A 13149-nucleotide genomic window follows, 5' to 3' on the forward strand; every position below is an offset into this window, starting at 1 on the left:
GGCTATACTTCGTGGCGCGTGTGTGGCCATGTCCGATCGGATCGGAAGCGGGAGCACCCATGGAGGAACCGGTCGGCGGCCTGTCCCGCCGGAGCATGTTCGGCGTAGCGGCGACCCTGGCCGCGGCGGCGGTCGCAGTGCCTGCCTGTGGCGAGTCCGAGATCGAACAGCCCGCGGCGCCGACCATGCGACGGCTCAGCAATACCGCGGCGATCGCCAAAGACGCCTACATCTTCGGCTTCCCGCTCGTGCTCATGGACGTCACTCGAGTCGCGGCGGGCGCGAGCACGCCGGCCAACCGATTCCGGCACGCCAGGGCGTTGCCGACGCCCGCGCGGCGGGATGTGGTGCGCCTCAATCAGGACACGCTGTACTCGGCCGCGTGGCTGGATCTCCGGGACGGGCCGATCCTGCTGCGGGTGCCCGCCATCGAGGACGACCGGTACTGGTTGATGCAACTGCTCGACGCGTGGACGAACACCGTGCACAGCCCGAGCAGCGTTCGGCCGCAGACGAACTCCGCCGCGCCGTACACCTATGCGGTGGTCGGCCCCGGATGGTCGGGCACATTGCCTGACGACGTCATGCCGCTGCCGATGCCGACATCGACCGTATGGCTGCTCGGCCGGATCCAGGTGAACGGCGCGGCGGATCTGCCCGCCGTGCACGCGATTCAGCAGGAGCTGACCTTGACGCCGCTCGGCGGCGACCCGGTGCCGGACGCGGCCGACCCTGCGCCGCAGGCGGATTCGACCCCACCCGCGAAACAGGTCGCCGCCATGGACGCGGGCACCTTCTTCGCTCGTTTGTGTGCGGTCATGGCGACCACGCCGCCCGCTGCGGCCGACGAACCCGCGATGAAACGTTTTGCCACGCTGGGGATCACGCCCGGCGGCAAGGTGACCGGCATCTCCGACGCCGAACTCGCCGCTGCGGTCACCACCGCGCGGCAGCAGATTCCGGTCTATCTCGATCCGCAAGCCGTGCACGAGAACGGCTGGACCTTCGACCCGGCCATCGGTACCTACGGCACCAATTACCTGCAGCGGGCGGCGATCGCGTGGAAGGGGCTCGGTGCGAACCTGGCCCAGGACGCGATCTATCCGACCATGTTCGCCACCGCGGGGGCGGGCGGCAGCCGCTTCCGGCTGCACTTCCCGCCCGGTCAGACCCCGCCGGTCTCGGCCTTCTGGTCCTTGACCGCCTACGACGCGGACAGCTACCTGCTCGACAACCCCGCCGGGATCTACGCGGTCGGCCACCAGCTCCCGGTGGTCCCCAATCCGGACGGGTCGGTGGATCTCGCGCTCCAGCACGATGATCCGGGTCCGGATGTCCCGCAGGGCAATTGGCTGCCCATCCCGGAATCGGGACAGTTCTCCCTGACCCTGCGGCTCTACGCGCCCAAAGACGAAGCCATCCACGGCGGTTGGCAGCCGCCACCGTTGACGCCGGTGTCCTGACCGGCGTGCGCGTCCGCGCGCACGATGGCACCGTGCGGCGCCGCGCCGAGTGCGATCACCGCATCGTGCACTGCATCGAACTCGGCCGTGGCGGGCACTTCCTGGCGACCGATGAGCCGCGGGCGGTGGCCGACGATCTGCGCGCTTTCCGGCAAGCCGACGCGATCGGGACGGAAAGTAAAAGTAAACGGGTTTTACTAAACGCTGTTCACAAACCCCTGTCCTGTGCTTCTATCGATGGCGAACGTGTTCCGCACAGTGTCGTGAGGTCTGCAGCCCAGACCGGTAGGAGTTAGCAGTGACCGTGACCACGCCCTCGATTCCCGCAGGATTCGATTTCACCGATCCGGACGTGCTCGCCGCCCGGCTGCCGGTTCAGGAGTTCGCCGAACTGCGTCGCACCGCCCCGGTCTGGTGGTGCGCGCAGTCGGGCCGGGCGAGCGGCTTCGACGACGGCGGCTACTGGGTGGTCTCCAAGCTCGACCACATCAAGGAGATCTCGAAGCATCCGGAACTGTTCTCCTCGCACCAGAACGGCTCGATCATCCGGTTCAACGAGGACGTCACCGCCGAGCAGATCGACATGCTCAGCGACATGCTGCTGATCAACCTGGACCCGCCCAAGCACACCAAGGTGCGCCGCATCATCTCCAAGGGCTTCACCCCGCGCGCGATCGAGAGCCTGCGCGCCGCGCTCACCGAGCGGGCGGCCCGGATCGTGCACGAGGCCAAGAAGAACGGCAGCGGTGACTTCGTCGAGCAGGTCGCCTGTGAGCTGCCGTTGCAGGCCATCGCGGAGCTGATCGGCATTCCGCAGGAGGACCGCAAGAAGATCTTCGACTGGTCCAATCAGATGATCTCCTACGACGATCCGGAGTTCGAGGGCGATCACCAGGTCGCCACCGCCGAGGTCATGGGCTACGCGTGGAACATGGCCGAGGACCGCCGCAAGTGTCCCGCCGACGACATCGTGACCCAACTGGTCAACGCCGACATCGACGGGGAGGGCCTGGCCTCCGACGAGTTCGCCTTCTTCGTCATCCTGCTCTCGGTCGCGGGCAACGAGACCACCCGCAACTCGATCACGCACGGCATGAAGGCGTTCGTGGACAACCCGGAGCAGTGGGAGCTCTACAAAGAGCAGCGCCCGCGCACCGCGCCCGACGAGATCGTCCGCTGGGCCACCCCGGTGAACGCCTTCCAGCGCACCGCGACCCAGGACCTCGAGCTCGGCGGGCAGCAGATCAAGCAGGGGCAACGGGTCGGATTGTTCTACGGCTCGGCCAATTTCGACGAGGAGGCGTTCCGGGATCCGTTCCGCTTCGACGTACTGCGCAACCCGAACCCGCACGTCGGCTTCGGCGGTACCGGCACGCACTACTGCGTCGGCGCGAACCTGGCCCGGCTGCAGATCGATCTGATGTTCAACGCGATCGCCGACGCGATGCCGAACCTGCGCCAGGTGTCCGAGCCGGTGCGGCTGCGTTCGGGCTGGCTGAACGGCATCAAGCGGTGGGATGTCGAATACGCGTGAGCCATACCGCGGGCGCGACCACGCGGGGCTTCGATGACGCCTAATCTACACAGCATGAGTAACCCCAGACCCCGGGGCCGCTCACCGCTCGTGACCGATGCCGAGATCCGGCGGGTGGCCAGGACGCTGTTGGTCGAGCAAGGGCCCGACGCGGTGAGTTTGCGTGCGATCGCGCGCACCCTCGGTATCACCGCGCCCGCGCTGTATCGGTACCACCGCTCGCTCGACGAGCTGATGGAACGGCTGCGCCTGGAGTTCTGCGCCGATCTCGCCGCCGAACTGTCGGCCGAGATCGCCACCCTGCCCGACGACGGGGTGGTGCAGTTCTTCGCCATCTGCAAGGGGTTTCGGCGCTGGGCGCTGGCGCACACCAGGGAGTTCACCCTGGTGTTCGCCTCGCCCGGCGGCGATGAGACCAGGGCGCTGCGTCGCTTCGACGAGCCGTTCGGCCGGATCTTCCTCGCCGCGGCGGGCAGGCTGCTGGCCAACTACGACATCGTCACCCCGCCGACCGACGTGATCCCGCCGGAGTTGCACGAGGACCTGGTGCACTTCCAGACCGAGTTGCTCGCCGCGCTCTCGGAGTCCGGTCAGAAGTTCCCGGCCGAGAAGCTCGACCTGGGCGTGATGTATCTGATGATCCAGATCTGGGCACGGCTCTACGGGCACGTCACGCTGGAGGTGTTCGGCAACTACCCGATTCCGCTGTCGAATCCCGAGGTGCTCTTCGACGCGATGCTCGCCGATCTGGGGCGCACGGCGGGCCTGACCTAGGCAACGGCAGTCGGCGGAGCAGCTACGACGGCTCAGATGCGGGCTCCCTTGGCGCGGTTGCAGGCGCGGCACAGGATCTGCAGATTGGCCGCGCTGGTGGCGCCGCCGCGGCTGAGCGGGATGATGTGGTCGAACTCGAGGTAGTGGCTGTCACCGCACTCGACGCACTTGCCGCCGTCGCGTTGCCATACTTCGGCTTTCACCTCCTGCGGGATGCTGCGGGTGTCGCGCTGTCCCGGCGTGAGGATGAGGCGCTTGGCCACCCGCAGCGCGCCCTCCAGCGCGGCGGCGACGTGGTCGGGGTCGTTCACCGTGAAGCTGGCGCCGCCGCGCGCCGAGGTCGCCGCGAGCACCACCGTGTTCTGCTCGGTGTGCACCGAAACCACACGCGACCACGGCAATTCGACGCCGGTGCCGTCGCCGACGAAACGCAGCTTCTTGTTGCTGACGATCAGTCTGCCCTCGGTCAGCCGTGGCCCGCGGGCCAGCTGACGCACGTGGATCGCGGGCAGGTCGAGATGTACCTTCTCCTCCGGGTCCAGGTGCAGGCGCGGCGTGCGCACCACCGGCAGCTCGCCGGCGCGCAGCCGGGACAGGCTGCGGCCCCGGTGCATTCGCCTGCGCAGGTCCTCGATCAGCGGGCCGGACAGCAGCAACTCCTCGACGGCGTGCTCGAAGGCGGCCAGCTCGCCCTGTTCGACCTCGCCGTCGGCGAAGGTGAAGGCGACCAGTCGTTCGACATAGCCGAGTGCCGCGTCGTGCAACGCCGCGCGGCCGGCGTTCTCGTCGATGCGCTGATACCGCAGTGACGCCCACAGCGCCGCCCATTCCGGCCCGCGCGGTCCGTGCGTGGTGAGTACCCGCCACGCCTGACTGTGCCAGTGCAGGAGGAACTCCTCGATCTCGGCCGCGCACCGCTCACACGGCGCCGGGCCGCGGAACAGCCTGCGCCGCCGGGGGTTTGCGCAGCGCGCGCAATGCCGTTCGTCGGGCGGGCGGCGCGGGTGCGTGGCCGAGGTCCACTCGGCGCCGTCCCACCAGCGCAGTCGCGCGGAGTTCTCCGGGTCCGGATGCCATTCGGCCCGTTCGGGATTCGGTGGTGGGGCAGGCGGGGCGGTCTCGACCGGGCGACGGGCGAGATCGACCGGCCGACCGTTACGCGCGCGGACGGCGCTGTCCGGCACGGAAGGAAGGGACTCGGTGGTCTCGCGGCCGGCCTGCTCGGGTGCGTCGAGCAGACCGGCGCGCGCCGGGTCGCGGTCGGTTCGCGCCGAGTCGCGGGGAAGCTGTTCCGGCGCCGGGAAAACGGCGGGTTCGCGCGGCGGGCGACGGCCCGCGGCGGACCCCGTCCCGCGCGATCCGTCGGCCGGTTCGTCGACGGCGACGCCGAATTCGGTGACCAGGCCGGACAATCCGGTGGACCAGCCTTGCGCGATGGCACGGAAGCGCCACTGCTCGTCCCTGCGGTAGAACTCGCCGAACATCAGCGCGGTGACCGGATCGGCGTCCTCGATGGCGAATTCGGTCATCGGACCGCTCGCGTCGTGAATGGTCAGCCGCAGCCCGGTGAGGTCGGCGAAAGTGCCCTCGTCGACCGAGCCGCCGATCACGATCCGCTGCACCGCCGCCTCGGTGCGCGGCAGCGAGACACTCAGCCGTGCCGTGCCCGGCGCGGGCTCCTGATCGATGGTCACGGCCTGCGAGATGTGCCGCGGCGCGTTGTAGAAGACCAGATCCCGGTCGCTGCGCACCGTCCCCGTCGCGTCGAGCAACAGGGCATGCCCGTCCACGGCGTGTGCCGACTGCCACGAAACAACCACGGCAAGAAGGGATGTCGGTACCGGTGCGTTGGCGCCTTTGCTGAGTTTCATCGTCCCCGAACTATGCCACGACCCTCCGACACGCCGAGCTCGCCGGTGGTCCGGTTCGGCGGGGCGGGGCCGCGTACGACGCGTTTTTCCAGGCCGCGACGGTAGTCGGTTCAGTGCACGGCGCGGTCGGCGGCGGCCCGCAGCGTGGCGGCGGCCTTCAAGGTCATCTCGTGGTACTCGTCCTCGGCGGTGGAATCGAGCACGATGGCGCCGCCCGCGCCGATTCGCCAGCGGCCGTCGTAGCGGACGGCGGTGCGGATGACGATATTGAGGTCGGCGGTGCCGCCGAGTCCGAGGAAGCCGATGGTGCCCGAATAGACGCCGCGTGCTTCGGTTTCCAGCTCGTCGATGATCTCCATGGTGCGCAGCTTCGGCGCGCCGGTCATCGAGCCGCCGGGGAAACACGCGCGCAGGCAGTCGATCACATCGACATCCGGCCGCAGCGTGCCGCGCACGGTGGAAACCAGTTGATGCATGGTCATGTACGACTCGATGGCCATCAACTTCGGCACGTGCACGCTGCCGATCTCGCAGACCCGGCCCAGATCGTTGCGCAGCAGGTCGACGATCATCAGGTTCTCGGCCCTGGTCTTCGGGCTGTCGGCCAGTTCCCTGGCCAGCCGCGCGTCCTCGGCGGGGGTCGCGCCGCGCGGCGCGGTGCCCTTGATCGGCTTGCTCTCCACCGTGCGGCTGCGGTCGATCTTCAGGAAGCGTTCCGGTGAGGAGCAGGCGATCTCGAGATCGTCGAAGCGCAGGTAGGCCGCGTAGGGCGCCGGATTGCAGCGCCGCAGTGTGCGATAGAAGTCGAGGCCGTCGTCGTCGGCCGCGGGAATCGCCACGCCGTCGGTGAGGCAGATCTCGTAGGACTCACCCGCCAGCAGTCGCTCCTGGCAGACCTCGATGTCGGCGAGGTAGCGCGCGCGGCCGCGGATCAGCAGCGGTTCGACGGCGTCGCCGTCGGAGGGGATCTCGAGCGTGGGCGGATTCGCCCACGTGGGCAAGGCCGCCAGGGCCTCGGCGGTATCGCGCAGCCAGTCGGCGCCCGCCCGCAGCGTCTCCGGCGTCGAATCCGTCAGCGACAGCAGGTGGGTGCGCCCGCCGACGTGATCCACGACCACGATACGATCGGCGAACAGCCACTGCGCGTCCGGGGTCGGTGCCCGGTGCGCTGCCGCGCCGCCGCAGTCGGCCTTCACCTCATAGCCGAGGTAGCCGACGTACCCGCCGACGAAATCGAAAGGCAGCGTGGGTAGTTCGAGTCGGCGCCGCCGCAGTTCGGCGGCGAGATAGTCGAGCACGCCACCGGCCAGCACCCGGCGATTCCCGTCGGCGGACTCCACGGTCACCTCGCCGCTGCCGACCCGGTACCGCACCACCTCGGCCAGCGGTCCGCTCGCGTCACACAGGAACGAGAAGCGGTCGAGTCCCGGCTCGACGTGCTCGCTGTCCAGCCAGACGGCGGTGGGGGAGTTGCCGTACAGCCGGACGAACGCGCTCTCGGTGTCGATGGCCCGATCGATCACGGTGTGCTGTAACTGCCACTGCCGTGGCGGTTCGCCGAAGCGATCCGGCGGGGTAGGTCTGTCGTCCACGGGTGGCGAACCGTCGCCGACCCCGAATTGCTCGGCGCCGGCGGGGAATTGCTCCGGGGCGAGCGCTGCGACGGCCGAGGGCGGCTCGGGCGGTGGCGCACTCGGCGTGACCGGCCGCAGCCGCATCGTCACCGGATCGACGCGGCGCTCGCGGTCGCGACCGGAGGCGCTCGGCTTGCGATGCGCCGCAGTCAATTCCGCGAAATTGCGCAGCAGGGTGGCGCCGAACTCGCCCGCGATCGACTCGGGGTGGAACTGCACGCCCCACTGCGGCCGGTCGCGGTGCCGCACGCCCATGATCACGCCGTCGGCGGACAGTGCGGTGATCTCCAGGGTGTCCGGCAGCGGCCGCTGCGCGCACAGCGAGTGGTAGCGGACCGCGGTGAAGCCCTGCGGTATCCCCGTGAACAGGTCGCGGTCGTCGTGTTCGATCCGGTCCAGATAGCCGTGCCTGGCCGCGGGGGCCGGGGCGACGATGCCGCCCGCCGCGACCACGATGCCCTGATGTCCCAGGCATACGCCGAGCAACGGCAACTCGGCCTCGCGGATCACCGCGGCCGAGATGCCGACGTCGCGGGGCACGTCCGGGCGGCCAGGTCCGGGGGAGATCACGATGTTGTCGAACCTGCTCAGTTCGAGCTCGCCGGCCTCGTCATTGCGCACGACAGTCGGCTCGAGGCCGTTCACCTCGCTGATCAGCTGATACAGGTTGTAGGTGAACGAGTCGTAATTGTCGATGAGCAACGTGCGCATGGTGCTCGAAACCCTACGCCGCGCAGATGACGGCTAACTGTTGTCATGTGCCTTCAGTTTGCCGGGCCGGGTGGTGCACAATGTGGGGCATGGCTGATGCGCAACCGAGCGGCGTGGATCGCGATCTCGTCGACTTCGCCCTCGTCGGCAAGTGGATGGATGAGCAGGGTTTGCCCACAGGCGAATTCGAGGAGGTGACCGCGCTCGGCGGCGGCACGCAGAACGTCATGCTGCGGTTCGCGCGCGGCGGCCACGCCTACGTGCTGCGGCGTGGCCCGAAACACCTGCGGGCCAAGAGCAACGAGGTGATCCGCCGCGAGGCACGGCTGCTCGGCGCGTTGAACGACACCGAGGTGCGCGCGCCGCAGGTCATCGCGGCCTGTCCGGACGAGTCGATGATCGGGGCGGTGTTCTACCTGATGGAGCCGATCGACGGCTTCAATCCCGCCAACGAGCTGCCCGAGCTGCACGCGGGCGATCCGGCGATCCGCAAGGCGATGGGCCTGTCCGCGGTGGAGGCCATCGCCCGGCTCGGCGCGCTCGACTATCAGGCGCTCGGTCTGTCCGACTACGGCAAGCCCGACGGATTCCTGGAACGTCAGGTGCCGCGCTGGCTCGGTGAACTGGAGTCCTACGCGGCCAACGAGGGGTATCCCGGTCCGCGGATTCCCGGCGTGGAGCGGACCGGCGAATGGCTGGAACGGCACCGGCCCGCGGACTGGACCCCGGGCATCCTGCACGGCGACTGTCACCTGGCGAACATGATGTTCGCCTACGACGGCCCGCAGGTGGCGGCGATGGTCGACTGGGAGATGTCCACCATCGGCGATCCGCTGCTCGATCTCGGCTGGCAGATCGCGACCCGTCCGGTGCCCGGCACCACGGGCGCGGCGCTGGTCGGCAAGCTCGGCGCGGCGGGCGGGCTGCCGACGCCGGAGGAGATGGTCGCGCACTACGGGCGGTTCTCCGATCGCGACCTCAGCGCGGTCAACTGGTACACCGTGCTCGCCTGCTTCAAGCTCGGCATCGTGCTGGAGGGCACGCATGCGCGCGCGTTCGCGGGTAAGGCGCCCAAGCAGGTCGGCGACTTCCTGCACGCGATCACGCTGGAACTGTTCGAGCGCGCGCAGAGCTTGATGGAGTAGTTGTCGGGATGTTGCCGAGGGTTGGCGGAATATCTATCGAAGTTGATATTCCGCCAGGTTAGGTTGGGCGCATGCCGATCGTTCCCGATGTGAAGAATTGGACCTGGGTCGTCGAACGGGCTTGTGCCGATTGCGGTTTCGACCCGAACGGTACCGCGTTCGAGGCCGTGCCCGCACTGACCCGCGATACCGCTGTCCGGTTCGCCGAAGTGCTGAAGCGGCCGGACGCACGCGTGCGTCCGGACGACGCCACGTGGTCGGCGCTCGAGTACGGCGCGCACGTGCGCGACGTGTGCCGGCTGTTCGATTCCCGGCTGGCCCTGATGCTGGCCGGTGCGCCGGATGGTTCGGTGCCGCGCTTCGCGAACTGGGATCAGGACGAGACCGCGATCGCGGATCGCTACGACCAGCAGGACCCGGCGCGGGTGTCGGTGGAACTCGCGGACGCCGCGGAGCGGGTGGCCCGCGCCTTCGAATCCGTCCCGGTCGCGCAGCGGCGCCTGCGCGGTGAGCGCAGTGACGGGTCGGCCTTCACGGTGGACTCGTTCGCCCGGTACTTCATTCACGATCTCGTGCATCACGTGCATGACGTGCGGGGCTGATACTAGAACGTGTTCGTGTAGCACGATCGCCTGTGCCGCTGAATTTTCGAAGCAGTACTAGAACGCGTTCCACTTTTCTCGTAGTGTGGGTGCAGTCACATATAAGCACGTGCATGCGAGAGGGTCGACAGGAATGAAGACGAAGGGCGCGATCCTGTGGGGGATCGACCAACCGTGGTCGGTAGAAGAGATCGAGGTCGGCGATCCGGTCTCCGGTGAGGTGCAGATCCGGCTGGAGACCGCGGGCATGTGCCATTCCGACCATCACATCGTGACCGGCGCGACGCCGATGCCCGCCTTCCCGGTGATGGGCGGCCACGAGGGCGCGGGCGTGATCACCAAGCTCGGGCCGAACTGCCCGGCCGACCTCGCCGTCGGCGATCACGTGATCCTGTCCTTCATTCCCGCCTGCGGCCGCTGTCCGGCGTGCGTGAGCGGCCACATGGCGCTGTGCGATCTGGGCGCGGGCCTGCTGATGGGTCAGGCGATCAGCGACGGCACCTACCGGATCCAGGCGCGCGGCGAGAACGTCATCCCGATGTGCCTGCTCGGCACCTTCTCGCCCTACATGACGGTGCACCACACTTCAGTGGTGAAGATCGATCCGAGCATTCCGTTCGAGGTGGCCTGCCTGGTCGGTTGTGGGGTGCCCACCGGATTCGGATCGTCCACCCACGTGGCCAAGGTCGAGCCCGGCGAGACCGTGGTGATCGCGGGCGTCGGCGGTGTCGGCATGAGCGCGTTGCAGGGCGCGGTGCTCTCCGGCGCGTCGAAAGTCGTGGCGATCGACCCGAATCCGTGGAAGCGGGAGCAGGCGCAGAAGTTCGGCGCCACGCACACCTACGAGAGCATGGCCGCCGCGATCATGCCGCTGATGGACGCCACCGAGGGGCGGATGGCCGAGAAGGTCATCCTCACCATGGGTGAGATGCACGGCGACTACATCGAGGAGGGCCTGATCCTCACCGCGAAGGCGGGCACCCTGGTCGTCACCTCGATGGGCCGGATGGACGCCGGCGAGGTGAAGATGAACAGCTTCCTGCTCTCGATGTTGCAGAAGACGGTGAAGGGCTGCATCTTCGGCGGCGGCAACGCCAGACAGGACGCCCCGAACCTGCTGCGCCTCTACAAGGCGGGCCAGCTCAACCTCGACGACATGGTCACCCGCAGCTACTCCCTCGAGGAGATCAACCAGGGCTACCAGGACATGCTCGACGGCAAGAATATCCGCGGCATCATCAAGTACACCGAGGCCGACTGGTAGTCCCCGGCGGTCAGCGGCGGGCGGCCAGCTTGGCCGCGATATCGGCGATCAGGTCGTAGGGGATCGGCTTGGTGAGCGGGAACTTCAGGGTTCCCCGACCGGCCCGATACGGCTCGACGGCCCGCTCGAAGGCTTTGTCGCCCGCCGGGATCGGATAGACGCTGACATGGTTCTTCCAGCCGGCGAAGTGGACGACGCTGTGTCCGTCCACCTTGAAGGTCGGGATGTCATAACTGATCGCCTCGGTCGCTTCGGGCAGCACGCGTTTGATGCGGTCCCGGATCTCCTCGAGGATGCTGCGCACGTCTTCGGGGAACGACGCGATATAGGTGTCGACGGTTGCGGTCTGCTTTGCCACGAGTTCCCTCGATTCCCTGAGCGGCTATCGATTGCGTCGTTGCGAGGGTGGAACACCGTCAGTCTAAGCAGACTTCGCTAGAGCTTCTTGCGATACCAGCACTGCGCGTACTTCTCCTCGTTGTGCGGCGCCGACTCCTGGTAGCCGACTCCTGGTAGCCGAGTCGCGCGTGGAGCGCCCGCGCCTCCACCAGATCCAGTCGGGTGTCCAGCACGATCTCCTCGGCGCCCAGCCCGCGCGCCGCCTGCTCGGCCGTCGTGACGAGCAGCGCGGCACCGCCACGGCCGCGCGCCCGCGGGTGGACGAAGACGCGATTCAGTTCCGCGGTCGACGAGTCGAGCAGCTGCACGCCCGCGGTACCGACCGCCTCGCCGTCGAGCCGCGCCACCAGTACCACGGGGCGGCGCGAATTCGGCCCCGCTGCGCGCCGCGATCTCGCGCTCCAGTTCCACCGGATCGGTCGTGCGCCCCTCGTGCAGCCGATACCACCGGTCGCTGACCTCGGTGTAGTACGCGCGCCACAGCCGCGCCGCCGCGGGGGAGTCGAACGGTTCCGCCGCGACGGACCAGGTGTTCGTCCGCACCGAAATGCCTCAGCGCGTGCAGCGCAGCAAAGCCCGGCGTAGATTGCGGCTGCGCACGTCGTCGAGGACGGCGAGGCCGAGCCGGTTCATCGTGTATCCGAAGCCCAGACCCGTTGTGGGGTCGGCGAATCCGAAGGAGCCGCCGAGGCCGGTGGTGCCGTAGGCGCGCTTGTCCGAACCGAACCGGAACTCGCAGGCGGACTTGCGGAAGCCGAGGTGGTAGCGGGTTTTGAGGTGCAACACCAGATCACCGGGCGGCACGTCCTCGGCGGTGTCCGGGGCCGCCAATCTGTCGAGCAGCGCGTCCTCGATGGGCAGCGCGCCGGTGCGGCCGGCCGCGGCGCCGTAGATCTTGGCCAGCGCCCTGGCATTGCCGACACCGTTGGAGCCCGGCATCTCCACCTCGAGGAATTCGCGGCGCGTCGCACGCGCCGGAGCGCCGACACGGGGGTTGCTGAGCGCCGAGTAGGCGAGTCCGCGTTTGGCGGCCAGTTGCGCCCCGATCCGCAGCGGGATGTCGCGTTCGTAGCGCAGCGCGTCCAGTCCGCGGGTCGCGGCCATGGTGGCGACGCGCTCGAGCCCGTGCTCGGCGGGCAGGCCGATGAAGAAGTCCAGGCCGAGCGGCTTCGCGAGGTCCTCGGCGAAGATCTGCCCGAGGGTGCGCCCGCGCGGGTCGACCCGGCGCAGCAACTCGCCCTGATACAACCCGAGCGTGATCGCGTGGTAGCCGTGCCTGGTACCCGGCCGCCACGCCGGCTTCTGCGCGGCCAGGATCGTGGCGAGCCTGTCGAGATCCGCGAGCTGCGGCAGCCGCACGATCGGATCCAGTCCGGACAGCCCGGCCTGATGATCGATCAGCTGACGGACTGTCACCGCCGCCTTGCCGTGTGCCGCGAACTCGGGCCAGTACGTCGCCACCGGCTCTTCGTAGTCGAGCAGTCCTTTCGAGACCGCGGTCGCGACCGTGAACGCGGCCAGGCCCTTGGTCGAGGAAAACACCGGGACGATCGTGTCGCGCTCCCACGGCAGTGTTCGACAGCGGTCTCGGTGGCCCGCCCACAGGTCGACCACGGGACGATCGCCCGCGTATACCGCGACCGCCGCTCCGATCTCACCGTGCTGGGCGAAGTTGCGGCGGAATGCGTCGGCGACGGGTCCGAAGCCGGACGCCACCTCGCCGTGGATCGTGGGCGTTTCACTCATAGTCGT

General features: G+C 68.6%; 11 protein-coding genes. 6 read left to right on the top strand and 5 right to left on the bottom strand.

Annotated features, from left to right (window positions below; translation table 11 throughout):
* The first annotated feature begins 59 nt into the window (after nucleotides 1–59).
* The 3 genes from F5X71_RS10320 (at nucleotide 60) to F5X71_RS10330 (ending at nucleotide 3771) form a co-directional block, all read left to right on the top strand.
* A complete protein-coding gene (locus F5X71_RS10320; RefSeq protein ID WP_167461736.1) occupies nucleotides 60–1463 on the top strand; it encodes a DUF1254 domain-containing protein in 1404 nt (467 codons plus the stop codon).
* A gap of 304 nt (nucleotides 1464–1767) precedes the next feature.
* Nucleotides 1768–2997: a cytochrome P450 gene (locus tag F5X71_RS10325; RefSeq protein ID WP_167466361.1), complete on the top strand. Its 1230-nt coding sequence runs from the start codon at nucleotides 1768–1770 to the stop codon at nucleotides 2995–2997.
* Nucleotides 2998–3051: 54 nt separating this feature from the next.
* The gene (locus tag F5X71_RS10330; RefSeq protein ID WP_167461737.1) at nucleotides 3052–3771 is read left to right on the top strand and encodes a TetR/AcrR family transcriptional regulator; all 720 of its coding nucleotides are present in this window, start codon (nucleotides 3052–3054) and stop codon (nucleotides 3769–3771) included.
* A gap of 32 nt (nucleotides 3772–3803) precedes the next feature.
* Here the strand turns inward: F5X71_RS10330 and F5X71_RS10335 are convergent, their stop codons facing one another.
* Complete coding sequence (locus F5X71_RS10335) at nucleotides 3804–5642, bottom strand: TerD family protein (RefSeq protein WP_167461738.1); 1839 nt, start codon at nucleotides 5640–5642, stop codon at nucleotides 3804–3806.
* Between the two features lie 110 nt (nucleotides 5643–5752).
* Nucleotides 5753–7987 (bottom strand): aminodeoxychorismate synthase component I, encoded by a 2235-nt coding sequence (pabB, locus tag F5X71_RS10340; protein WP_167461739.1) that lies wholly within the window; start codon nucleotides 7985–7987, stop codon nucleotides 5753–5755.
* Nucleotides 7988–8076: 89 nt separating this feature from the next.
* Between pabB and F5X71_RS10345 the strand changes: the two genes are divergently transcribed.
* From F5X71_RS10345 to F5X71_RS10355, 3 genes are all read left to right on the top strand, one after another.
* Nucleotides 8077–9132, top strand: a complete 1056-nt coding sequence (locus tag F5X71_RS10345) for a phosphotransferase family protein (protein WP_428981462.1) — start codon at nucleotides 8077–8079, stop codon at nucleotides 9130–9132.
* A gap of 71 nt (nucleotides 9133–9203) precedes the next feature.
* Nucleotides 9204–9734, top strand: a complete 531-nt coding sequence (locus F5X71_RS10350) for a DinB family protein (RefSeq protein WP_167461741.1) — start codon at nucleotides 9204–9206, stop codon at nucleotides 9732–9734.
* Nucleotides 9735–9867: 133 nt separating this feature from the next.
* A complete protein-coding gene (locus tag F5X71_RS10355) occupies nucleotides 9868–10998 on the top strand; it encodes an NDMA-dependent alcohol dehydrogenase (protein ID WP_167461742.1) in 1131 nt (376 codons plus the stop codon).
* Between the two features lie 10 nt (nucleotides 10999–11008).
* Here the strand turns inward: F5X71_RS10355 and F5X71_RS10360 are convergent, their stop codons facing one another.
* The 3 genes from F5X71_RS10360 to F5X71_RS10370 all read right to left on the bottom strand — a co-directional run bounded on the left by F5X71_RS10360 (nucleotide 11009) and on the right by F5X71_RS10370 (nucleotide 13143).
* A complete protein-coding gene (locus F5X71_RS10360; RefSeq protein ID WP_167461743.1) occupies nucleotides 11009–11356 on the bottom strand; it encodes an iron chaperone in 348 nt (115 codons plus the stop codon).
* A 58-nt stretch (nucleotides 11357–11414) separates the two neighbouring features.
* Complete coding sequence (locus F5X71_RS36600; protein ID WP_203218279.1) at nucleotides 11415–11744, bottom strand: GNAT family N-acetyltransferase; 330 nt, start codon at nucleotides 11742–11744, stop codon at nucleotides 11415–11417.
* A 205-nt stretch (nucleotides 11745–11949) separates the two neighbouring features.
* On the bottom strand, nucleotides 11950–13143 hold the full coding sequence (locus F5X71_RS10370) for a serine hydrolase domain-containing protein (protein ID WP_167461744.1): 1194 nt from the start codon (nucleotides 13141–13143) through the stop codon (nucleotides 11950–11952).
* Nucleotides 13144–13149: the final 6 nt, after the last annotated feature.

It is taken from the genome of Nocardia brasiliensis (assembly GCF_011801125.1).
In the GTDB taxonomy this organism is placed as follows: domain Bacteria; phylum Actinomycetota; class Actinomycetes; order Mycobacteriales; family Mycobacteriaceae; genus Nocardia; species Nocardia brasiliensis_C.